The sequence below is a fragment of the Iodobacter fluviatilis genome (assembly GCF_900451195.1).
In the GTDB taxonomy this organism is placed as follows: Bacteria; Pseudomonadota; Gammaproteobacteria; order Burkholderiales; family Chitinibacteraceae; genus Iodobacter; species Iodobacter fluviatilis.
This window is the reverse complement of record NZ_UGHR01000001.1, coordinates 1197214-1220668: the sequence shown is the minus strand read 5'-3', so window position 1 is coordinate 1220668 and position 23455 is coordinate 1197214. Positions and strand designations below refer to the sequence as shown.

The 23455-nt window shown below is 40.9% G+C and carries 27 protein-coding genes; 3 read left to right on the top strand and 24 right to left on the bottom strand.

What is annotated here, in order from left to right; genetic code table 11:
• Positions 1-123: 123 nt before the first annotated feature.
• Positions 124-1119 carry a ParB/RepB/Spo0J family partition protein gene (locus tag DYD62_RS05525; RefSeq protein ID WP_115226431.1) on the bottom strand — a complete coding sequence of 332 codons (996 nt, stop codon included), beginning with the start codon at positions 1117-1119 and terminating at the stop codon, positions 124-126.
• A gap of 228 nt (positions 1120-1347) precedes the next feature.
• The gene (locus DYD62_RS05520) at positions 1348-2025 is read right to left on the bottom strand and encodes a hypothetical protein (protein WP_115226430.1); all 678 of its coding nucleotides are present in this window, start codon (positions 2023-2025) and stop codon (positions 1348-1350) included.
• Positions 2026-2397: 372 nt separating this feature from the next.
• Between DYD62_RS05520 and DYD62_RS05515 the strand changes: the two genes are divergently transcribed.
• Entirely contained in the window at positions 2398-3294 is an 897-nt protein-coding gene (locus tag DYD62_RS05515) for a DUF6685 family protein (RefSeq protein WP_207916669.1), read from the top strand.
• Between the two features lie 529 nt (positions 3295-3823).
• Here DYD62_RS05515 and DYD62_RS05510 read toward each other — a convergent pair.
• From DYD62_RS05510 to DYD62_RS05445, 13 genes are all read right to left on the bottom strand, one after another.
• The gene (locus DYD62_RS05510; RefSeq protein ID WP_115228214.1) at positions 3824-5077 is read right to left on the bottom strand and encodes a site-specific DNA-methyltransferase; all 1254 of its coding nucleotides are present in this window, start codon (positions 5075-5077) and stop codon (positions 3824-3826) included.
• 101 nt (positions 5078-5178) lie between these two features.
• Complete coding sequence (locus tag DYD62_RS05505) at positions 5179-5523, bottom strand: hypothetical protein (protein WP_132038692.1); 345 nt, start codon at positions 5521-5523, stop codon at positions 5179-5181.
• A gap of 345 nt (positions 5524-5868) precedes the next feature.
• Entirely contained in the window at positions 5869-6396 is a 528-nt protein-coding gene (locus DYD62_RS05500; RefSeq protein ID WP_132038691.1) for a hypothetical protein, read from the bottom strand.
• 78 nt (positions 6397-6474) lie between these two features.
• Positions 6475-6768: a hypothetical protein gene (locus DYD62_RS05495; RefSeq protein ID WP_115226427.1), complete on the bottom strand. Its 294-nt coding sequence runs from the start codon at positions 6766-6768 to the stop codon at positions 6475-6477.
• On the bottom strand, positions 6758-7129 hold the full coding sequence (locus DYD62_RS05490) for a YcgL domain-containing protein (protein ID WP_115226426.1): 372 nt from the start codon (positions 7127-7129) through the stop codon (positions 6758-6760). Before DYD62_RS05490 ends, DYD62_RS05495 begins: the two co-directional genes overlap by 11 nt.
• Before the next feature lie 197 nt (positions 7130-7326).
• The gene (locus DYD62_RS05485) at positions 7327-7536 is read right to left on the bottom strand and encodes a hypothetical protein (RefSeq protein ID WP_115226425.1); all 210 of its coding nucleotides are present in this window, start codon (positions 7534-7536) and stop codon (positions 7327-7329) included.
• A gap of 25 nt (positions 7537-7561) precedes the next feature.
• Positions 7562-8746: a tyrosine-type recombinase/integrase gene (locus tag DYD62_RS05480; RefSeq protein WP_115226424.1), complete on the bottom strand. Its 1185-nt coding sequence runs from the start codon at positions 8744-8746 to the stop codon at positions 7562-7564.
• Positions 8743-9339 carry a DNA-binding protein gene (locus tag DYD62_RS05475; RefSeq protein WP_172476479.1) on the bottom strand — a complete coding sequence of 199 codons (597 nt, stop codon included), beginning with the start codon at positions 9337-9339 and terminating at the stop codon, positions 8743-8745. The genes DYD62_RS05480 and DYD62_RS05475 overlap by 4 nt, the downstream gene beginning before the upstream one ends.
• Positions 9340-9394: 55 nt before the next feature.
• Positions 9395-9832, bottom strand: a complete 438-nt coding sequence (locus DYD62_RS05470) for a hypothetical protein (protein ID WP_115226422.1) — start codon at positions 9830-9832, stop codon at positions 9395-9397.
• Between the two features lie 50 nt (positions 9833-9882).
• Positions 9883-10689 carry a DUF4942 domain-containing protein gene (locus DYD62_RS05465; protein WP_115226421.1) on the bottom strand — a complete coding sequence of 269 codons (807 nt, stop codon included), beginning with the start codon at positions 10687-10689 and terminating at the stop codon, positions 9883-9885.
• A gap of 666 nt (positions 10690-11355) precedes the next feature.
• A complete protein-coding gene (locus tag DYD62_RS05455) occupies positions 11356-12765 on the bottom strand; it encodes a hypothetical protein (RefSeq protein ID WP_115226419.1) in 1410 nt (469 codons plus the stop codon).
• 167 nt (positions 12766-12932) lie between these two features.
• Entirely contained in the window at positions 12933-13697 is a 765-nt protein-coding gene (locus tag DYD62_RS05450; RefSeq protein WP_115226418.1) for a hypothetical protein, read from the bottom strand.
• A gap of 333 nt (positions 13698-14030) precedes the next feature.
• The gene (locus DYD62_RS05445; protein WP_115226417.1) at positions 14031-14681 is read right to left on the bottom strand and encodes a hypothetical protein; all 651 of its coding nucleotides are present in this window, start codon (positions 14679-14681) and stop codon (positions 14031-14033) included.
• A 696-nt stretch (positions 14682-15377) separates the two neighbouring features.
• Here DYD62_RS05445 and DYD62_RS05440 point away from each other — a divergent pair.
• Complete coding sequence (locus tag DYD62_RS05440; protein WP_115226416.1) at positions 15378-15809, top strand: hypothetical protein; 432 nt, start codon at positions 15378-15380, stop codon at positions 15807-15809.
• A gap of 217 nt (positions 15810-16026) precedes the next feature.
• Positions 16027-16908, top strand: a complete 882-nt coding sequence (locus DYD62_RS05435) for a hypothetical protein (protein ID WP_115226415.1) — start codon at positions 16027-16029, stop codon at positions 16906-16908.
• 384 nt (positions 16909-17292) lie between these two features.
• On the opposite strand, the gene DYD62_RS05430 is transcribed toward DYD62_RS05435, so the two are convergent.
• The 9 genes from DYD62_RS05430 to DYD62_RS24215 form a co-directional block, all read right to left on the bottom strand.
• Positions 17293-17628: a hypothetical protein gene (locus tag DYD62_RS05430; RefSeq protein WP_115226414.1), complete on the bottom strand. Its 336-nt coding sequence runs from the start codon at positions 17626-17628 to the stop codon at positions 17293-17295.
• A gap of 486 nt (positions 17629-18114) precedes the next feature.
• Positions 18115-18582, bottom strand: a complete 468-nt coding sequence (locus tag DYD62_RS05425) for a single-stranded DNA-binding protein (RefSeq protein WP_115226413.1) — start codon at positions 18580-18582, stop codon at positions 18115-18117.
• A gap of 33 nt (positions 18583-18615) precedes the next feature.
• Complete coding sequence (locus DYD62_RS05420; RefSeq protein WP_115226412.1) at positions 18616-19479, bottom strand: hypothetical protein; 864 nt, start codon at positions 19477-19479, stop codon at positions 18616-18618.
• 44 nt (positions 19480-19523) lie between these two features.
• The gene (locus DYD62_RS05415; RefSeq protein ID WP_115226411.1) at positions 19524-19982 is read right to left on the bottom strand and encodes a hypothetical protein; all 459 of its coding nucleotides are present in this window, start codon (positions 19980-19982) and stop codon (positions 19524-19526) included.
• 12 nt (positions 19983-19994) lie between these two features.
• On the bottom strand, positions 19995-20279 hold the full coding sequence (locus DYD62_RS05410) for a hypothetical protein (protein WP_115226410.1): 285 nt from the start codon (positions 20277-20279) through the stop codon (positions 19995-19997).
• 225 nt (positions 20280-20504) lie between these two features.
• Positions 20505-21479: a phage recombination protein Bet gene (gene bet / locus DYD62_RS05405; protein ID WP_115226409.1), complete on the bottom strand. Its 975-nt coding sequence runs from the start codon at positions 21477-21479 to the stop codon at positions 20505-20507.
• Positions 21479-21634, bottom strand: a complete 156-nt coding sequence (locus tag DYD62_RS23580) for a hypothetical protein (protein WP_165928724.1) — start codon at positions 21632-21634, stop codon at positions 21479-21481. Before DYD62_RS23580 ends, bet begins: the two co-directional genes overlap by 1 nt.
• 64 nt (positions 21635-21698) lie before the next feature.
• Positions 21699-22658 carry a PD-(D/E)XK nuclease-like domain-containing protein gene (locus DYD62_RS05400; protein WP_115226408.1) on the bottom strand — a complete coding sequence of 320 codons (960 nt, stop codon included), beginning with the start codon at positions 22656-22658 and terminating at the stop codon, positions 21699-21701.
• Positions 22659-22721: 63 nt separating this feature from the next.
• The gene (locus tag DYD62_RS24215; protein WP_267896108.1) at positions 22722-22853 is read right to left on the bottom strand and encodes a hypothetical protein; all 132 of its coding nucleotides are present in this window, start codon (positions 22851-22853) and stop codon (positions 22722-22724) included.
• Positions 22854-23455 lie beyond the last annotated feature (602 nt).

The window sequence follows — 23455 nt, the reverse complement described above, 5'->3', positions numbered from 1 at the left end:
CAATCGAAAGCAATGAAACAACTTTAAAATGGAACAACAACTTAAATGTCGCTATTTTTTAAAAATAAAAAAAACCTCGCTTAATCCCCGGAGAAGGGATTAAAGCGAGGTTAAGATTCAAAATCATAAAGCAACTTCTTTACTTTCTTGAGAGACGCGATTGTCCTCATCAAGCGGTAAAGGTAAAGACTGCTGCTGTGCATCATCAGGTGTTTCCGGCTCAACTAACTCCCCCATCAGCTCCATGATCTCCTGGCGAAGATCATCCGGTAAATGATCAAACACCGGGTGGGCCTTTAACTTAGCTACAGTTGCATACAGCTTTGGGGCAGCTTTTTTTACCTGTTTTTGATGAGCAGTCTGCGGATTTAAGTGCTTACTTGTAATCTTTACGCGAGCACTATTATCAACAACACCGCCTTTCACAGAAAGGTCAGCTTTAGCTCTTAGTTCTGCCAAAGCTTTTTCCAGAACTTGCACAACATTGCTTCCGTGCTCTTTAATTGCATCGATGGCCACATCAACAGCGACTAATCGCTCCTGAACCATTTGACGAACACGAAGCGGGGAAGACATCAACAATAATAAGCGATCAACGTGAGTGACCGATACGCAGGCACTATGGGCAATTTCAGCGGTCGTTTTACCGAACTGCATACTTAGCCTCTTAAATACCACCGCTTTTTCATACTGGGTTAGTTGCTTGCCCGAATTGCTTTGGACCAATCCCAGCGTGATATCTTCCATCGAGGTGCCAGAAGAAACTGTAACAGCGTAAACCGTTTTAATTTGATCTGCTTCACTTAGCTCTGAGTTAGCCAAGTGCACCGCTTCATATCGGCAATGACCATCTGTAATGTAGATAACATCTTCTAAGCCTTCTTTCGCAACAAAAACCTCCATTGCTCCGTTTTTCTTAAAACCGTGAGCCTTCATGCTGTCTGCCAGATAGCGGATATGAGCGTGGTATTCCTCATCTTTCACACGCACATTGAAATCAGGCAGAATTTTCAGCTTATCAATTGATGGCTGCCAAAGATCGGCACTGCTCGTACCTTTCATACTGCCTTTAATTGAGCCAGGAACCAAATCTTTGATTATTGATTGATCATCGGTCATTTTTAATACCTATTAAATAATATGGCATGCCATAAAATGTACATGCTGGATATTGAATGATTAGGTATATCATAGCAAGAGGGAAACAAACCCCTTTTGCTATGAATTACCCATTATGAATTTTTTACTTATTATAGCATAATGCCAGTTTAATTTATTAATGGAACATATAACGATCCAAATTACGTAGCAATCTAAAAATATAAATGATACTTTATATTAAAACCCTTAAAACATAAGCGTCAATGATCGCTTATGTCCTATACAAAGCATATTTAATCTATTTTTAACATATGCATGCATGCGTTCCCTTGCACTATTCCTCAAGGGAGCCTCCATACGTTTGATACTCTCTATTTTTGCGCTTAAACGACGCGACAAAGGATAGTTTTTATTTTCCAAAAGAATAACCAATTCATCATCTGAGTAGCTCTCAAAATTCTGCCCTGATTCACGCATTAGCTCTTTTTGAATATCACAAAATTCAGACCAACTTAATTGACCTACATTAACTTTGTAAATCAGACTGTTTAACTCATTTCCTTGCTTCCACATGGTTGTCCTGTTCAGTTTATCTAGCATGCCAAGTGCTTTTAAATGATATGAACAGCACATTTCTTCTGCAGCAAGCTCAACTGTTTTATATGTACCGTGTGACGTAAACCCTGAAGCCCGGAAATATTGGATGCGATAAGCTCCATCTTCGGGATTGCTCATTTCAGGTAATATCACGGCCCATTGATCACCAGAACGATTTGAGAACTCAACCCCCACAGGATTGCCCTGTGTGGACCCCATAACCCATTCATATTTACGCTGCAAACCTAGCGTAAAATTTTTTAATAAGCACAAGGACGACTCACTGGCTTGTTCTGCCTGCCTACTAGGGCAAAGATACTTTCTCATAACACCTCCAAAAAAAAGTAAACGAGAGGTGCCCCCTAGAGGTTGCACCCTCTAGGGACTTGAATAAAATTTATTTATCCAAAAATAATATTTTTTAGATAAAGTCTGGACGAAAAAAAACGCCACTGGGGGCGTTAACTGAACATCGCATTAAACGAAATAGATAAAGTACCGAGTAGGTACACACTGTGTTTTCAGCTCGCGTTCAGTTCCCGCGTCAAATTTATTGATAAAAGCATGAAATTGCATTGTCATTGAAGATTCAGTATCTTGCAACTGCAAAACCACTCTGAAAAAAATTAATCACACCTAAGCAAGAAGTAACTGGTCGAAATATATTTTCGCAACAAAAATCGACAGGAATTGACAGCAGTGAGACGACTAGAAAGCCCTATTTTTGATGGCATTCGTGAGAAATTTGGCCAGCCTGCGAAACTGCTACGCTTGCTCACAGAACGGCAGGACATTCATGTAGCACTAAAGCCTACATCAACACTCATTGATGTAAATAGCGTCGTTGCATGGCATAAATTAGGCGAAACGCCTCGATCATTCCCCCGTCATAAGAAAGGAGATGTTCACGGCTGGAGTAGTACCAAAGGCTTTTTCCACACACACCGGCCAGAATACGATCAAATTAGCAGTTGCCAGCTTATTGAGCAGTGGGCATGCGATATCCAAGAAGTATATGGATTTGCGTGTTCAAAATCCGACCTAAGCAAATTCAGCAGTACAGATGCAATGGTAGAAAAAAACTCATTAGAGATGATTAATGAAATCACCAAAGCAAAATTAGCGCAAAATCTTGCACATAAAGAAATTCGCATAATTCATGCACCACAAAGCTCAGATTTTTTTTTCATATACCAATGGGATAAGCGTGTATTTTTAATGAATAATGGCGGTTCGCATCATTTTGCGGCCGCAAAATTCATAGCAAATCGCCTCGCTATAAAAGTACCGCTTAAGGGAAAAATCCGTATCTATTCACTCAACCCACTAGCTATTGCCTCACTACGTAATGATTTCGATATCTTCATTATTTCAAACAAACCAGATGTCTGTAACGCATTTCGCGAGGCAATGAAATCTTTCAAGGCAACATGGCTATGGCACGCACTGCCAATTCCCTATGACAATGCACAAGCAGTATTACTCCCAAGAAACGAGCAGCGATCAATAAGTGTGTCTAAAACATTACGCCAAGCAGGAATAGTTGACCTTGGCCAATATTTAGCAGACCTCTGTAAAAGGCAAGATCAACATTAAAACGACTAAAATAAAATTTGCTTTGCCGCCCACATAGTCATGATTATTCAGTCCTTTTTTTCAGTATGATATAAATAGTAATTAATAGGATAATCTAGGTTGATGGAGGTGAAATTTAATTGAAACCCCATTTTTAGCTAGATTGGTTAAATAAATTATTAGATAAATCTAAATATTAATGAATCCCTACGCTACGGCTAATGACACGCGATTCACACTGGTTCCATGAGTACGAAATGGCCTGTGCATCCTGCCGTATATTGTTCCTAATCTCACTTTCTTTACTTACCCGACCGAGTACAATTCCGGTAATGAGCAGTGCTGTTGCCGGAACAAATAAAATTAAGAATTTTTTAAGTTTTTTCATTTTTTCCACCCATAGCTTGGTAAGTTAATGTCGTCCGCATTCATATGCTTTTCGGATAACTTGGTTTGCTGCTAGATTTTGGCACTTATGCCCACGCTCACACCCCATAGCTGTCATTGATTTAATCTATGAGTTCAAAATTTAAAGAATGAATAGTCGTACCTACCCGATGGACCTCAGTGCAGGATGCATTTCAAAACCATTAAACTTTTGAAATAACCCTGCGGCCCCGCGCAAATATTGAATGATCAACTCTGTAGACATCCAACGACGGCCAAGGCGCTCTGCAGCCAGCCCCGTTTTTATTGTTCCTCCAAAACAATCGACAACTAATTCATTTGGCTCGGTCAAGAACTGGATAAAAAACTCGGGGATACTCGTAGGAAACATTGCGCCATGAATAGGTAGGTTATGATTTAGTGCGTACTCCCTGTACGCTTTAGTATCACTACATGCGTGGCCACGCTCTAAAACATTTCTAGCAATTTTTCCCTCAGTAACTCGGCCAAACGAATCTGGGCGAATCTTATAAGCGCCATCACCATACGTTGCCGATCGTTTTGCCCCACCAGCGGCCATCAAACGCTGCTGCCTATCGCTGTGAGGTTCCAGTACGCGCCGGTTGTCCGATCGGACTTTCAATGGATCATTTGTGAACCAAAAAATTGGCTCATATGCAGTTGTTAATTGCACTCGATTCACACATGCCCAGTATGTCGGGCCTGGCGGCTTACTTTTATTAACCCACGGAATCCGATCCATAAGAAAAAGTCCCAGTCGGTCATGTAGTGACAAGACCAGTCTCTCAACATACAAGGAGCGAGCCGGAGATTTACTCAGAAAAATGTCACTACTCAGATTTAGAACAACGCTAGCACCTGGAATTAAATTTTTAATGATGGGCTCCAACGCGGAACAGATGAAATCAATATATTCTGATTCGGCTGGATTCCCATATGCCCGTGCATTCCGTAAAGGGTAGGGCGGTGAAGTAATACACAACGCAATTGGCTCGCTGACAGAGGCAAATATGTCTTTGCAATGCCCCCAGAAAGCAACACCAAGATCTGTACTAAAAGCGACAAGACGAACACCATCTGCAGCCTTATGCAAGTCCTTTCCTACTGGCTCAGCAAGCCGCCACACGCCCCTTTCTCCTTGGACCCGCTCTATTACACCAAGCTGTTTAAGCGTCTGCTGAAACCAGCGTATTTTACGCTTTATCAGGTTATGCATTTCTCCTGAAGAGCCAACTGGAGTTTTAATTTTGAGCAATTCAGGGCGACCCAATTTCTCAGCTACAACGGCATATAAAGAATCATTGCTTATTGCTTCTTCACCGGCTTGAGAATAAGTATTTCTCACATGAGAAAAAAGATCGAGCTGTATTGCCTCTTTACCAAAATCACTATCCATAAAAAAACCACACATTATTATTCAATACAAACACAATACATTCTATTTATTCATAATCAATAGCAAAATACAGATTAAATTTAATAATTAAAAAATATTAATTATTTTGCATCAAAATATTCTTGCTCAACCTTTTCAATTTTTTCAATATCCCTTATAAAATCTGGCCGCATAGATTGCCTTTTTTTAAAACGATACTCTTTCCCATTTATGTGCAAAGGAAAAAACTCAGTTAATATCTTTAGGCTTACATCAAGAGGCATAGGGTGCTCAAAAAACAAGGCAACAACTTGAATTTCGGATAAGGAATATGCAGGTCGTCCATCAACGTATACTTGATATATTGGAGCGCTCAAAACAGCGCAGCCAAATTCAACGAAAAGTCGATCTTTCGCAGTCTTTGCTGAGCTAGACTCTAAAATTTCGAAACTACGGCGGATTTCCATCACTAGCTTAGCAACTAAATAGAGCACAAACAAAATAGATATATACGACAATATAAGAAACATATAATATACCCGTGATTGATTAATCGCCACAAATCAGCATTTATTCAGAACGGGTAATTATGAAGCATCATTTAATGTAATATTTTCTTTAATGAGTGCTAATTAGCCATAAAAAAAGCTTAAAAAACAAACAAAAACATATGAAATATTAATTAACTCATTCAACAAACAAAAAAAGGGGGAGAGCCCCCCCATTCCAATCCGCCACCATCAGGGTGCAATACCAATACCCCAAGTGTACCTTTCAGGTCCATCCTCACCAACATAAGTCAGAGAAATCCGTTAAACTTCAGTCGGTGCAACCTGCTTGATATATGGTTTTACACTTATAATCGCAGCATCTTCTAAAATCACATATTGAATGCCACGATCACTAAGTCCGCTAGTTTCCATGGCACGGAGCGTGCCAAAGATCATCCAAATACCCAATTGTGCAAGATGTAGATTACGTTCTTTCTTTGTAAATTTAGATATAGTCATTTCAATAATATCGCGAGCATCCAGTGTATCCTTAAAAGAAATTTCACATTTAGCTAGATGCAAAAGTTTAACTATTGAAGAACGAGCCTCAAAAGTCTGTTTTTTAAAAGGTTCATCAAGGTTAATGACGTAACTCCTATTTCCCCTTACCTCAACCTCATATATTTTCCCCTTCCTGTAAGGATAACAACCAGCAACTAATAGATCTTCAGTTAAATATACTCCTGGACCCAAAGGAGTATTATTTTGTGCAAAGGCAATTTTTAAGCTAGTAAGATCAGGCAGAGCGGAACCATGAAATAATCTTAAGGGAATATGCGGAATATTCATTGTCATTATTTAATAAATTAATTGGAGACACTATCAATAGGCTAAGAAAATACAATATCACTCACCGATCCAAAACCATCAAGCCTTAGTTTTTTCTCTCACAGTCTTACCTGTAATATACAGAACTGCACAGCCAGCAATTCCAATATAGACAGGTGCTTCAGAAACTTTAACCAACATAGAAGAATCAAAAGCCGCAAAAATAAAAAGCACACCTGAAGGAAAAGAACTTCCTGTAATGCCAACGACAAACATGTCCTCGACGGTAACAGGCTTAGATTTAAGTGCGCGATAACCCCAAACAGTGAGCATGACAATTAACCCACAAACTACCGGCGAAACCTTTATGCAGGTATTCAGATCAAAGGTCATCTGGAGCCTTCTTTGCATGCTCAGCCAACGCATACCCAATCAATGCCCCAATAATCGCCCCAACAGGCCCCGCAAGACTAGCCCCAAGAATCCCTCCTCCGATGGCAGCCCCTCCATCAGAAACTTGATCGGCAACTTTTGACACCTGCAAATGAAAACCCGTGCGTTCAATATTATCGAGAATTTCGTTTGCATCAGCCCCAATAATTTTTTGGCCAACATTAACTTCTCGCGACTTAATAAACGTCAAAGGGCCAAGCTGATCGAGCACGCTGGAAACAACGGCACCTGGATCCTTATCTGCCATCACAAAGAGGTAAAGATCTAAGCGTGTCTCAGGTCTGTAAATATCAATATTCATCCCGTCCCTATTTATATGTCGATGTCCTTGGATTTTACCTTACTTTTACCCAAGGTCAATCTTACTATTTTTTTAATAAGGATCAATTACCGCAAAAAACCCCAGCAAGCCGCTCAGGCTCATATAACCCCATCACGAAGCGAGAGCGGAGCAATTTGAAAATATTGATCGCTGGATTATCCTAAATCTTCCCTTGGTCATTTAGTCATTGCGAGAATTAACTGTTCACAGTCAAATCTAGCTTGGCCATAAACCCCACCGGCATCCCAAAACTCCCCCTGTGACGTTTGGTAGCTATCGCCAGCGGCAATACACGCTACTCCACCGCAGGCTTTAGCGGCATCATTCAAAGCCTGCCGGTAGCCAGCTTGGTAATCAGCGGATTTAGCATCAATCTGAACGCCCATAAGCATTCCTTTGTTTATTCATACTTTAAAAGATACTTTCTGTTTCTTTATGTCGTTGATTTGAATCATCATCGACATAAATCATCGTGGTATTCATATTGCTATGACGTAAATTACGCATCACATTACGTAACTCAATGCCATGATCCACCTGCCATTTTCCATAAGCATGGCGCAGCCAATGTGGGCTAGCACTGCTCACCACCTCGGCCTGCTCCAAACGCCCCTCATTTTTCAGCTCAAGTGCAATGTCTGCCAACACCCCTTTAATGATGCGATAGAGCGATTTCCTATCCAAAATCATAGGCGTGCGCGTAGACACATTGATGCCAAGGGGCAGTAGCAGAGGTAAACGCGCAATTTTGCTCGGAGTTCCCATTACGCCAAAGCAGACACGGTATTCATACAAAATAGGCAATAGCGCGGGAGGGATCGGAACCTCAGCCCGCTTTCCCCCCTTGCCAACAACGCACCAATACCAACGCGTAATATCACCATCTCGCCGACCAACAAGATCGCCTGAATATGTGGCCACTCCCTCGCTAGATCGCGCACCGACCATAAGATAGAACGCCATAACGAATCGTGCACGAGCCAGCTTTCTTTTTTCTATGAGAGACACACCATCTGGATAGGTCAGGTTTTTTGAAAAAGCTAAAATCCGTTCGATGATCTCACCCTCAAGCAATCTGCCCCTTACTGAGGTGCGAGCATCTTGCCCCTGGCTACGCCTTAATTTGCGCGATAAAGCGACTGGATTGCCTTTTAAGTAATTCGCCTCAACAAGGTAACTAAACATGGATTGCAGACAAAGCATGGTGTGATGGACTGCTCCGGGCTGAAGCCCATGAACAAACGGTTTCCACTCCGCATGTGTACGAGCTCTTCTTGGCCCGCACCATTTAACGGCTGGCTGAGGATCCGCCAAAAAAAGGGTGTACCTTAAAATATCCTCTCGACTGACATCACTAATTCCACGCCAAGTCTCCGCCAACCACAACATGAATCGCTCCGCCTCCTTTCGATAGGAGACTACGGTATTCGGGCTGCCTGTATATTCACTTAACCAACACAGCACGGCTTCAGCATCATTCATTGCAGAAATTTGAGCAGTTCCAGATGCACGATTTTTCCCATCAGGAATAGGCCAGTGCACGAAAGAGCCTTCAAATATTTTTGGAAAAGTAGGGGCAAGAAGTTCTGTCATCATTCAATCCCGCCCGCAACAGCCCCGGCTCTAGGCTTGACAACCAATTGCTCAGCTGCAAGTTCAAGCCGCAGGCACTTCAATTCCAACTCATTCCGCCGGATATTGTCTTGCTGAGCCTGCTCATTCATCGCGCTTATCTTTTCCAATGCACCGTCTAACCTGGCTCGTTCATGAGCAAGATCCGAGCTCAGTTCATTACCACGCTGTGTGGCCAAGGCTAAGTACTGGGTAGATTGCTCAAGTTTATGGCTGTAATCCCGAGCTTCGATTTGTAATTCATCCAGCCTTTTACTCATAACGGCCACTTGCTCCTCCGCCGATCGTTTTATTCGTTCTGCCTCATCAAACTGCGCCTGCAATTTTTCATGAGTGATCACAGAGGCTGAATGCAGTGCAGCGTCCCACACAGCTAAAATTGGTGCGATTAGAGGACTAGGGAGAGGGGGCTGCTGTAGTTGCTGAGACACACGCAACCCAAGAGACTCTTTCCATTCATTAAGCACGCCTTGCAGCACCGTATTAGATCCTGAGTTGCCCAAAAGCTGACGCAACTTTGTGATGCTTGAGGGTAATTCATGCTGCTTAAAAAACATATCATCTAAAATAGCCGCGGCTTTAGAGCGCGTATTAGTGAGTTCTAGTTCTGCATTAGGCATGGGTCACGACTTTAGAGAATTGAGAAGATCCAGCATTTTTTAATTGGCTCTGTTCAATAACATCCAACATCGCATAGAGCAGAGTTTCTTCAGGAAGAAAACGCCATTGATTACATAAGTTCACAACCGCCTTCCCCATTAAATAATCTATATTTTCATCATAAATAAAAAAACCATTTTGTTTGTACTGTGCATGTAATTCAAAAAGTATTGATTTCAGGTCATCTAAATATTTTCTGCGTAATAAAGGCAGATGTGTGTTTTTCCTGATTTTTTCCGTAACATGAAAACATAGAAGTATTTTATCAAAGTGAGCTGGTCCCATTTGCCCACTCGAATACATTTCTAAGGCCATAAAAATAGGAACAACCAAATTATTGTATAATTCAGAAGAAATAAGCTTTTTTTGTTTTTTCTTAAATGGATTCATTTTGCTCTTAAACCACTATTCAGAATGTTACTAATATAGAAAAAAACCAATTATAAACAAGCATTAGGCAGAGCAAAAGGGTAGTGCTTGCTTAAAATATCATTGAGTTTATCAATTAAATTTTTCTGCAAAAAAACAATATGCGCCGTGCCTTTTTTAAACCAGCGAACAGAGAAAAAATCATTCTGAAAGAATCTTTGCCCACTCCTTTCTTGATTCCCAATCAAGTAGCTCATTGCATGCCGATGATCTGGTTCTGGCCGATTACATAGTTTACAAAAGACTCTCATTAAATCATCCAACTTATTTGTTGCTTCACTTCTGATATAAAGAGATTTTCCACACATAGTAGAGCTAAAGTAGTTAATTATTATTTTATTCCCAAACTTGAAGGGCTGATTAGTTTTATGGTCCCACGACAAATTCTTGAATAATTGAATCACACCACGTTCTAACATTTCCTGCCTTTGAGCATAAAGAGAATTAAATGTGGACTCAATCGCATTTCTATCTAGGGGAACAACAACTCCTTTTCGTAATTGATCCTCCCACTGCTCACGAGCGGAGCTATCCATAAACGAACGAATTCCAGATTCATTCATCAAATAACGCCAACCATTAATATCCAACACCCTAATCAGTGACTCAACCCCGCATTCCAGTAAGCGATGCTGGCTTGGCATATGATTCGAATACTTAGACTCTAAAACTAGCAAATCTGATAAGTCCCCCAAATGAGCTTCACCGGCCAACTCAGCGGCTTCGCAAAGCAGACGATGCGCCTCTGTTAGGCGCTCAATCACAGCGCTACGCTGTAGCAGCATTTTTTCAAGACTCGCACTAGGAATTAAGTTCATTTAGCGTTGCACCAAGCAATTACTTTGTGACAAAGAAGAAGAGGTCATCCAGGCAATCAAATTCGCCGGAGGATCCGCAGGCAAAGAGCACCAGCTGAGCACATCGCGGCTCACATCCAACCCATCAGAATTATCTTCAACCCACCGAACAAAATGCGGATCGTCTTCGTCTGGACAGCTACATATCACAACCGTTTTTCTGCCTCCTTTCAAAAAAGCCAACACGGGCTTTGACTGTGGCCACCCGTATAAATTTTCTGACAACAGAGGTAGCACTCCAGTTGATTCCCACGCCATAAAATTATTCCTTTTAGACCATCAATCTTTAAAACCACTTGGTTTGAAGCAAAACTCATTCGCTTTGCAATACAAATACAGAATACAGCATGTTTTTTTGCACACAATGGGCAAAGAAGGCCCAAAAGCCATAGATGTAAAAATAAATGAATTATCATGTAATTCATGCATATTTACATGAATTGATTTATCAATGCCCCATAACGATTATTATGGGACATTTGAGCATGAATTATTCCTGTCACGTTACGCACTTAGTCACAATACAAGTAAAGAAAAACGATTAGATATCGGCGTAAAAAAAGCCCAACCCGCAGGTTGAGCTTCATTATCTAATTAATACACTGAACCTCTTTTACCTCAAATCATTCAAAGTTGAGTGCTATCGGGCATACTATCCAAAAATGGCAATAATGCAGTCAAAGTACCAGGAAACAAGTGCCGATATGGGCCTTTGCAGAATTCACTCTTTGGCAAAAAAGTACTCTGAATATTATGCCTTGCGACGTCTTGCATATGCTTTTCGAACTGTTGCGCGTTAAATAGCAAATAAGGGCAGTCATCTACAATCGATATAGGCAAATTTGCCATCGCGACTTTTTGTCGTATCAAGGCATCCAAATTATCTTTAATCATAGGGTGTTGCGCTCTCCAATTTTCCAAAGTAACAACTACGCAAAACACCGGCAAGCCATTCATCTCGAAATCAGGCAATAATTGATTGCGTGCATCCTGAATGTTTTTATAGTTCTGAAGAAAAAAATTGGCTAGCGTATCTATTTCTTCGTTCAGCGCTATATCATAAAAATCCATTTTGGCCTCAATCTTCAGCCGCTTGGTCTTACATTCTATGAACACATGGCCAGTCGCATCACTAATTATCCAGTCGGCCCCGTCATGTCTTTCACTCGGTTTTGGAAAATAGGGCTGTTCAGAAAGGACAGTAAAACCTGACCCAGATAGTGCAGCAGTGAGGACATCACCGATATATTTCTCAAAAGCAGCTCCCCACCCCACTGAAAAACCTTTTAATTTACATATATCGTAATACAGCCCATCAGTAATTCTCCAAATCAGCAGTTTTTCACTGATACCCATGAGTAGATCCGGCTGTTGTGAGTCAAAAATCAGCGGTTTCGCTCTTAATGGATTGAAGGAAAAGGCCCATCGCCGATCATAGATTTGGTTTTCTTTAGTGGTCTGACGAAGCTCATTTAGATCGGCCGCAACCAGTCTAAAAAAAGCCTTTTCTGCCCCCTGTGCAATACCTGGCGCATTCGAATATGAAGAAGCCACGACACAAGGATTTTTATCAATTGCGCCAGCAACAGCAAACCCAATAGTATATAAATCACGAATAGTTAGGCCAATTTTGGCTTCAACTAGATTTTTCAATTGGTCAAACTGCATTATTCTCGCGTAACGTGCCATCCGAGATAATAGATCATCGTCCTGCCAAGGTATTTGTTGGTGTATCAAAGCATGGGCGGCCCGTAAAGCATCATCCGGCGACTTAACCGATACTTCAGAAATAGCTTCCGCGATCCTTCGGACATGGCTTATTCCGCGATCAATAGGGAATTGCGCATGATCATTCTGCCGTGGCACTATGCCACCTTGGCTATTAAGAATAATCTCTCTGGCAAGAAGTTCTAATTCCCAATCATAAGGAATGTTAGTCGAAGCATCAGGCCTATAACGTGAATCGGGTTTTCCGATGCGAGTCCCCCGATACCAGACTTGATATAAAGCCGAATGCAGGCTATAGGTGCGCAGCATATTGCGTAGTGGCTTATAGTGGACATAGTACATTGAGTTCAACCTTTCTTTTTCTCAATGATAATTTCATTCTCATTGTTAGTGCAAACAATAAAACCGGCCCAAATTAAATCGTGCGGTGCCACTCTCAGAGTGTTTTTAAAATAATTTAGCACAGCCATTCAGTACTATTTTTTTCTCCTAGTTACTTCGTGATCTTTTGAAAGAGCATTGCAAAGCCAACTTGGTAATTCATATATTTTTGATTCAAAAGTATTTTCAGGTACTCCTTGCCAAAATGCCACTATTGCATCAGAGAATGACTGAAGTTGCGTATCATTAACTAAAAGATGCGTATGATTAACCATCCGATACCATGACAACTCCTCCGCAAAACTACTCAAATATTCTGGATGATCCCGCTTTAGATCAGCAAAGGCGTTCCCTTCCCCATGCTTATAAACATTAACCACTAAACGACAAGCATTAAGTTTTCCGAAATATTCTGTAGTCCGAACGGGCCATGAAAAACATTCAAGCAGATCAAAAATCTCACTAAAATTTGCTGCCCAGATTTTAAATGCGGCTTTCTCTCCCAAATGCCAGTGATGAACTTCACCCACCAACCAGCTACGTAATTTTTTGTCCCACTCATGAAACATACCAGCAACAACATTTAAATAAGTTTGATTCCGCATATCACTAAGCAACCGGTAAAACTCAATGCCAGCGTTATTAGCTGTCTCATAAAAGCTCCCTGGATCATCACGGTCTGGATCAAAATAATGTTTGTGCTGATTTAACCATTCTTCAGCAGCACTATCTGCTTCTTTTTCAATATCAGTAAATTGAGACAGTAAACGCTTCTGTGCCTGCTCTATATAAAAGAGATGCTCATCAATTAACGACTGCCTAAAAGGTCCATACATTTGGAACAATACATAGTCACCCACGCAAACTTTCCTCTAAAAATGGTTATAAATTTAAAAGGTCCGGTGCTAAAAGATACAGGCATTACCACTTCTCCTATCACATGCCTCATATTACCCTCCCCCTAAAATTTCATATTTGGCGGTACTTTAACTTCTTTTATTTTGCTATAGGTTTGCCAAGTTAACTGGCGAGGCATCCAATAAAAAGGGCTGACTTTTCCCTACCGTTACTACGCCTACTTGCGAAAAGGCTGCCGCTCGCGCTCTTGGATCTAACACTAAAGGTTGTTGCGCCTTGGCCGCCAGCCGTGATCTAGCACTAGCGATTACATAACGATCCTACCCGCTTAATTATCAAAAAGTTATAAAAGCATTATTTAAACCGACCCTATTAATAAAGTGCTCCCCTAGCACCATAGGTTTATAATTAAAATTCGGGGTGCTTAATTTTTCTGGTGGGCCATAGACAACAGTACCAAGCAATTCTGGTTTGTTATTGACCTTCCCAAAACTAGTCATAAAGGATACGTCTAATATTTCCATGCTAGGCAATGTTAACCATACATGCAAATTTGCAGCATAATTCCCATTATGTCCCTCTGGGGAATTAAGTAATTCTGCAATCTCTGCTTCAGTCATTTTATAGTAAACGTTATTAGGATAATCCTCAATATAACCAATAGTTAAAACCAAAGGAACCCCAAAATACTCTTCTAAAAAAATTTTTATAAATATATTAATTCTCCAGCATTGCCCAGCTACATCATCTGCACGAATTTTATTTTCAAAATAAAACTCACTAAGAGCCTGAGCTAGTTTTGAGGCACTTTCCATATCAGACAAAAAAGTTTGTTTTTTAAAGGATATAGAGTCAACTTCAAGCCCAAAATTTATTGTCCGCTCTCTCGCCTCAATAAACGCCAGGTGATAATCCCCTGGATATGCTACATTTTTATATAAGAAATTATTAAAAATAACACTTTTCAGTTTTTCCACAAAAAACATAATTCCTCTCTTTTTTCTTGCTCCGCCAATTGGCGGTAGCTCTCAAGGCTCGATTTAATTGAGCCTACCGTTAGGTGCTAAAAACCGATGCCAGCTCTCAATCCTAAGAATCTCAGCCCACAGCAGCAACGTCCCATCTAGTGCAGATATAATCCCAAAGGGGCCTTGGTATCGTATATTTTAAATTGACCCACCCCGATTAATCATGAATAATAAATACACTTTAGCCTTTATCATTATTTTGAATGACGCGCGAACTGGACGCGAGCTAAAAACACAGTATTTTGTCTAAAATGACAAAAATAAATCATCGTTGTACATTCACGAATTCCACTCACGCCGTTCAGGCGTTTTTTTTCGCCCATATTTTAACCACCTGAGGGTCATCGCCCCCAGGCCATGATCCGTTTATAAGAAACCAATCATGGGAGCAACCATATTCACTAATTGCCGGGTATTCTCATTACCAAAAATATCAGGTCTTGATGGCAAAGGTATTGATATATCAATCGCCAATACACCTGCTCATTCTAATTTACAACAATTATAACTATCCACTTATCTTTTTATTACGTTTCAAACTACCCAATGGGGACTCTCTCATTGAGGGTAACTTCAACCCCATATTTGACACTCAATTAAACCGCAAGGGATAAGATCCCTTGTGGACTTGTCTCTCATATTTGGAGAAAGAAAATGTCTACATTCAACTTTGAAATAGCAATTAGTATTGCCGCTGATTCACTGGCGAAACTAAAAGAAGCGGATGTATTTCGTGTTCTTGAATCGACAGAGAATAGCAATCGAAACGAGCTTGCACTATATATCGCAAAAAACAGATCAGATCTTGCCCTGGAAGTTAAAGCGCTCATGGTTGTAGCTTTTTGCACTCCTGATTGGGACGTTCCCCAAAAAGAAGCAACATCAATTAAAACTGACAAACCAAGAACCTTGACGTGTTGTTGCTGCGGCAACTCTACACGAGGGCGACAATGGTGGGGCAGAGACAACGGATTTGGCCTTTGCACAGATTGCATCAGTTTTTGTGAGGCCGACGTAGGCCAAGGAGAAAAAACAGAAAGCTACGGAATACGTGGTGTTCATTTTGACTTACAAAACGAAGCTTAATCGCTCAATTTATTACGTTTGAGAATATCAAATTCATGCCTTTAACCCGTCACACGCGGGCGGCACTTGAATGGTCGCACGAGCTGCATGAAAAAGGGCTCGATCTATTCGAATCCCCTGCTCCATATCGCTCTGGATCAGCATTTAAAACAAACCCACGCGGGAAAGTATCCCCGCTTGGGGATACTCCGCATAATTTTTTTAGGAGTATCGAATTATGGAAAACAACCGGAATATGCCAAGAAAGGCTTCAAATGCCGATTTGGAAGGTAAAGAGCTACCCATCACCCTATACGACGTTGAGCAGTGCTTTGTAGGGGAAAAGTTCATAAAGGCTGAAGTTCGACCGATTACTGTTATTCGCTATGGTGTTGATCATTTGGTTGGTGCGGCGATACCATCAATTTCGTTCATAGACTCTGATGGGGCGTCCTGCCGAGGATCGGTCAACATGTTTTATCTCAACGAAGCGGGGGCAGATAATGAGGTCGCTCGCTTACTGAGTCTAAAAGTTACTAAATCAGCAGATCGGAAACTACCTCCGAATAATCTTGTTGAGCTGAATAACAGTTTATTTCGGTTTATCGATTTGGCTAATCAACGATTGGAAAAGCTGCATAACAATTCATTCGAAGAGATGCTCAAAGAAGGTGATCCTATCGCTGTGATATCGCTTGACGACATAGATCATGAAATGGATCAGCTTAGAATTCTGTTAAGTAATGCAGGGTATAGCATTCCACGATTTAACAACGTTAATGCATCGGATTTTCCTGATTTGATAGCACAGCTGCCACCGAGCTACGATGATAGATGGGTGTTCGATGACGGAACTCGAAGACTTGAATCAGAAGTTTCCGCGCTACTGCGCGACGCTGGCTGGAGCAATACTCGGTTCGGTCAAGCGGCCGATGGTAGTGGGCATTACATCGGGAGGTTCGGAGACATCCAGGGTGCATTTATTGGACTTTGGCACCGAGAGAAGCACGATGGATGTATTGCACAGTATCCAGTCACGTTACCAGTTCACGAAATTGCTTCCTCCGTTCGTGAATTGGCAGAGCGGAAAGTGCTAGGTAGCTACATTAAGGGGTATTGAAGATGTATTTCTTTATAACTAGGCGGGGCAAACGAAAAGCGTCGAAAAAAAGTAAGTTGCCGTGGAATCGACATTCAATTCGGGCGAAACGTGTTTTCTTTGAGCTTCTGTTCTGAGCTAGTGCATACATAGCCTTTTTATAACAACTCGAACCGCCGATCTGGATCATCCAGCGGCGGTTTTTCTTTGCCTGGCGTTTTGATGTGCAACGTCTGTTTTGCGTAGGCGATGGAAAAACAGTGCATGGGATTTTCCGAGAAGGCGAGGATTGGCGCGGGTCGCAGCGTGTGATGTGATAAAAACATCACTAACTTATTGTATTTATTACATCGTTCACTAGCAAAAATCAAGGTTTAGCTAATGGCGCTCTGCGGTCACATCGTTTCAATTATTACTCTTTATCATTGATATATTTTTAAATTTCAAACCATCAGCAGATCTATACATTTTTCCATAGTGCAAACTTCCTGATGAATTTAAATAACTCTTTCCATTTTCTCCTAAATGGATCTGATCTAATTCAAACTCATAATCAGTTAAATTTATTTCTTTAGAGTGAACCCATTCCATTAAAGTTTTTGAAATTCTTCCATCAACCAATCTATAGTAACCATCTTTTTTTCCAAAACGCTTAACAAGCCAAATTGCAAGCCATGCCCAGGGAACAGAAAATACTAACTTTGAATCTGCATAATCATTGAATACACGAAATCGTTGCATACTATTCCCCTATATATATTTTAAAAATTAATAAATATAAAAACCATATTTTACATTTTATTTCTACAATTCAAAATCAAGAAGACATCTATAGTTACCAACCAAATGAAAATGCCCCAAAAATTCATAAAGAATTATTGGGGCTCGTAAATCATATAAACATAAATGGTTTCAATCATATTCAAATCACTTTGAATTGAACTACTTCCTTCACCTCAAACTGTGATCCATAGACACGACACCATTCTGACTTAGCATCAATTTGATGCTTCCGAGCAACAGAAAGCCCGTGGCCACGACATGTCCAGCCATCATTGCTAAACTTCACTGTTACAACCAATCCAGTTTCACTAGACGAAACAAGTGACATTTCATTTCTCGAATGTTATTGAACACGCAGGGTAACCAACCTCGAAAGGTTGATTACCATGCCTATAAATTGATTTCATATAACTTTCATGTATAGAAATCACTCTGAGGTAAACCTCAAAACGGAATATCATCCTCAAAATCGTCAAAGTTTCTCGGAACTGAAGAAGCAGGCGTTGCTGCAGCAGCAGGACGCTGTTGCCGCCCACTACTTTGCTGGCCATCCACTCCACTGCTGCTATCACCGGAACGACTACCAAGCATTTTCATTTCATCGGCAATAATTTCAGTTGTATAGCGATCTTGCCCTGTGGCTTTGTCTTGCCATTTACGGGTTTGCAAACGCCCCTCCAGGTACACGGAAGAACCTTTTTTTAGAAACTGGCCAGCAACCTCAGCCAAGCGCCCATACATAGTGATGTTATGCCATTCGGTTTTTTCTTGCTTTTGCCCGGAGGCTTTATCTTTCCAACTTTCGGTGGTCGCAATACTGAAGTTACACACTGCACCACCCGATGGCAGAAAACGATTTTCAGGATCTTTACCTAAATTTCCAATCAGAATTACTTTATTAAGAGAAGCCATGATTACAATCCTTGAATGTTTTATGTTTGCAAATCAGCATTTATAAATTAAATACTGCTGCATGAATGAATTAACGTTTTTAACAACAAGACTGCCGTCAGTCGATTTAATATTTTTCTTAATAACAACAGGAATTCTCCCATTTTTAGAAAGAGAAATTTTATCACCTACTTTTGCGCCTGACTTTTCCAATGCCCGTTCAAGATCAACGCCCCAAATTTCACGGCCATTAATTTTCAAGAAAAAAGATTCAGACTCTTCTGGGTTGTGTTTATAACAATCCCCACCAAAAGATTCTAAAGTTCCTCGACGAACAAATGTCGATTCACTGTGATTAGAAGTTTCAGCTACAGCGGGGATCTCATTCACAGTTTCAGCAACTTCATCCTGCCTTCCTGAATAACTCTCTGGCATTTTTTTAATCGTTTCATTAATGGGTAAGACAATAACAGGTTCAGGCAGTGTAGGATCAGGCTTGCCATCCAACATTGCATAGACTTGCTCTAGTGAAAACCACTTAATAACTTTTTCTGTTATTAAAGCAGTCACTTCAATCACACCCATATCGTGTTTTTCGGACAAGTTATATTTTTTTTGAACAAAGTCATCGCACAATAAAGTGCGTCGAATTGCCGTAGTGGAAACCTCCATTTGCAAGGTCATTCCCTCCTGGATCCAAACGTTAAAAAAGTTTGTTCCATCAAAAATATTTGATTTATTACTATGGCGATCTTCCTCGTTAAAATAATAACGAGGCAACTCAACACGATGACGAAGAGTTGAAGGTTTAGGCTCTAATACTTCAGGAGCAGTCGTTTTGGCAGGTGTTTCCGCTACAAATAAATTACGAAAGAATTCTGCTGGATTTACGATAAGCATAAAAAGGTTAGATTTCATGATAAATTCCAAAATAGAAGTATTTAATAAGGGAGTGCCGTAGATTAAAATTCATCCGAAAGCGAAATACCTTTTCGACAATCTAAATCTGCGTAACCACACCATGTTTTAAAGTCAGAATTTGGATCATAAATCCAATCCAAAATTTCAGACTGACAAATCAAATCACCACTTTTTAGCAGTGAAAAAGTATGTTTTAAATATTTAATTGAAAGCTTATGAATATCATCCTTAAAGTAATGACAAACAAAGTTCCTATAAAAATCGACATCATGTAAGGGCTGATTATGCGAATGATGGTATTTATTCATTGCATCAACCCACATATCTAAATCGCTTGTCGGGTCAATAAACCAAATAAGCGTTTCATGAAAGAGTTTTCCTTTTCTTATCGCGAAATGCAAATTTCTCATTGATTCCACAATAAGCGCCTCAGCCAGCTGTCCTCTACTATTTTCAGAAAATGTAATATCCTGAAAAATGATTTGCTTCTCGCGCATCATGATTTTTCTCCATTAAATCAAACGAGGTTGTATTAATGAATCATATGAATCACTAAGCTGAGAGAGTGGAACAGGTTTGAATTCAATTGCATCGTAATATAATTTACGATTTGGTAGCGTATGAGACGAAACAATTGCGGTTTCATCTTTACTCCCAAAGAAAAGAATAATTTCATTCTTTTCTACAATATCTATTCTTGCCTTATGAATAACAGGGTGCTCTAAAGTCCACGTATAAAGCCGCTTACACACATTGGCCATACGTGCTTCAAAACCTTCAGGTACTTGAACAGCCATGATGTTTACCTTTATAAAAAAGACAACACCACGCCGCAACGGGTGGTGTGCCCGTTGGGGTTGGATATAACTGAGCAGAAAAATACTGCCCCTACTGCGTTTCTTCCGACGTTCAGGTCGCGCCCTCAATAAATTGAGCAAAGGAAGAATCTATTTTTCTAAAAAGCCACAAATATAGTTCTTTAGAAAAATCACCCCCTACGGGGTGATTAGATGAAACTGATATCAAGCAAAATTAGAAAGTTTTCTTTTAAACTCTTCTTTTGCTTTTCCTTGATAAGACGACGGAATCGATTTAATACTTGAATTTATGATTTTAGTAGCCTCTTCTCTTGATGCAGCTACGTTTAACCTCACCATAAAATCATTAAAAATCTCTTCTGGATCATTACTTTCAGGAGTACCAGCATCAGGAGTTTTACTACCTTCTGGCTGATTCACTGGTGCGGCTTCTTTCTTTACATCGGACTTAGTACGATTCCGAAGAATATCTGCTGCACTTGCTTTAGGTTTGAGCTCATCCTCCCCTGCCTGCACATGAGAAAACTCACCTTCAATCGCCTTCCCGTCAGCTTCCTCTGCGGTAACATCAGCGCAGCACTCGGGAAATCCCTTGCGTAACGCTGCCGCTTCAGCACACTTATCCGCCTGCCCATATGGCCGACTCATCCATGTGTCATTAGGCCGTTCAGATTTTGAGAGCTTTGCATAAATCTCCGCCCAAAATAATTTAGCTGGAAATTCGGCAACGACCCCATTCACTGAGCGCTTAGCAACTACTTTCACCCATTCAGGATGAACAAGCGTTCTAGCTGGATATACCTTCTCTTCCCAATCACCTTTAGCATTGATAAAATTAGCTTTATGCTCTGGGAATGCCGTAGAAATTGGCGGGCCATATTCTGTATCACTTAACCCTAAATATGTCCCAGTCCTTGTTGCATTAATTCGATGTAATGCAATACCCGGCATCACAACATCACGAAAAACTGATGTAACAGAACCATTTGCCGAACGTACTTTTGTATACATTGGAACTAAGTACACAACACGAGAAAGAATATCTAAATTACGAGCTTGGCAATATGCCACGGCCATTCGTATTGCTTCATCTGTTGCGCCAGGGAAAACTGTATCCTGAAGTGTTTTAAAAAGCACGGGAGGTAAATTTAACTCCACCAACTCTGATTTGGCGGTCATTATTTATTCCTCCTTGGATTAATAAACAATCGATAATTTTGTTTATTATCTTTTGTTTTTTGTCGATAATCATGAATAAACCCAGCAACAATTAGTGGCAACAAAAAAAGACAAAGACCACCAATACATATTGTTAATTCATCAGCATAATTCATGGATGACTCCGTAAATAGCAGCCACCCAGCGCGGGTGGCCCGCAATGGGATGAGTAAATTAAAATTAACCTATTTTTTTACGACGTGTTATTGGAGCTAATGCAATTAGTCCTTCCAAGCTTTTAATATTGCGTGGAGTCGTAGGCCAATGGTTTGTGAGTTGACTTTGCTTAATTTGCTGCAATGCTGATTTATACTTATCACGACCCTGCTCAATATAGCGAGAATCGACTTCGTACATATAAACAGCATGTGGGGCTTCTTTATGGACCACCGCAAAAATAAACGGAGGTACTTCGCCTGTAATAGCTTTTACACCATCAACATACATCGCGGCTTGCATGTCGTAACCTTTATCATCAGCTTCATAAAGAAACCGATGAGGCCGAGGATCTGCTGCAGTTTTAGGATCAACAATAATGTACCCAAGCTCGGGGTTCATCATGTCAACTCTTCCCTTTAACCACATGCCTGTATCTGCATCTTGCCAATACATAGATTGCTCAAATACGGAGCCCTCACGTATCGCTTCAAAAACAGGGTTAGTTTGTAACGCGATTTGCATTCCAGAAATTAAATCCCAATCCTCGTGAGAAATAACCTCCTTCTTACCAATAAGCTGCTCCCTTCGTTGATCCCATGTCTGAAAATATGGGTCAACTTCAAGGATACGATCAATTAAATCTGCCTTTGCTCCCGATATAGCTAAACCAGCATCTTTACAGCGCTGTTTTAACTCCTCAGCAGAATTAGCATATCCATTAGGTCGCGCTGGCTCTTGGCAATATTGATCAGCAAATTTTAGAGGCTCTAAAACCGCCTTGTGAAATGCCGATCCGAACGCCATGGCTGGTGTTCGTTTTGTTGATGTATTGGAATCCCATTTATGCTTGAGATATGCGGTTCCCCATTGATCCACAATCAACAAATCGCTTCTGCTTAATGCACGGCAATCTGAGTGATAAAGATCTTCAGGTGAATCAAAGAAACCCGCCTTGAGAGGGGGAAGGTCGTTTAGGTTCATAAAATTTCCTATGAGCTAACGAGGTTCCGCCCAAAGGGGCCGGAGCCCCAAAGAGGGTTGGTTTTACTCGCCGGTTGCTTGGGCGATGGCTTGTTCATGCTTTAACTTCGCAGCTGCAACAGCGCTCGTTGCGCCTTGTGCAAAATATGAAAACGATGCAACGGTAATGGCTGCGATGACAAATAATTTTTTCATGATGGATATCCACCCTGGCTGGAAGGGATATTAAAAAATATTCTCCACGGCCAGCCGCACGGGAGAAATGTGCACCCGCACGGAAAAACTAAAACTTACCAATCAAATTGGCATGATTTGACTTTTAATTAAGCCTTTTCAACTCGGAAACATACCCAACCAGTTCCTTGAAAACGCTCTGTTAGTTTTGCCCCATTAAGAACGATCGTTCTTTGCATGATTAAACCTCTATCGTAAAGATGAAAAAAATGCGCATCACGGATGTGAATGCGCATTATTGGAATACCCTTGAATCAACAAGGGTTGGTTTTCAGTACTCGCGTGAAGCAAGCACTGGAATTAAAGGCCAGGCTGCAAGAACAAGGTTCTCGGCAGCCTGGCGGGTGCTCTCATGACGACACGCAGAAAAAATCACCGGGAGATTAGTGCAATCCGGGTGATGTTTAGTGCGCAATGTGCGATGAGAGTGGGTTTCGTGGCCGCAAGCGGTCTTAAGCGAAACAAGACGTGCCAAAGCCATCCAGTGCATCAAAAATGCGTAGGGATGGTCTTACTTGGGTAGAAGGGAGTGCCGAGGTAAAGCGGCAAGGATCAGCTTGAAA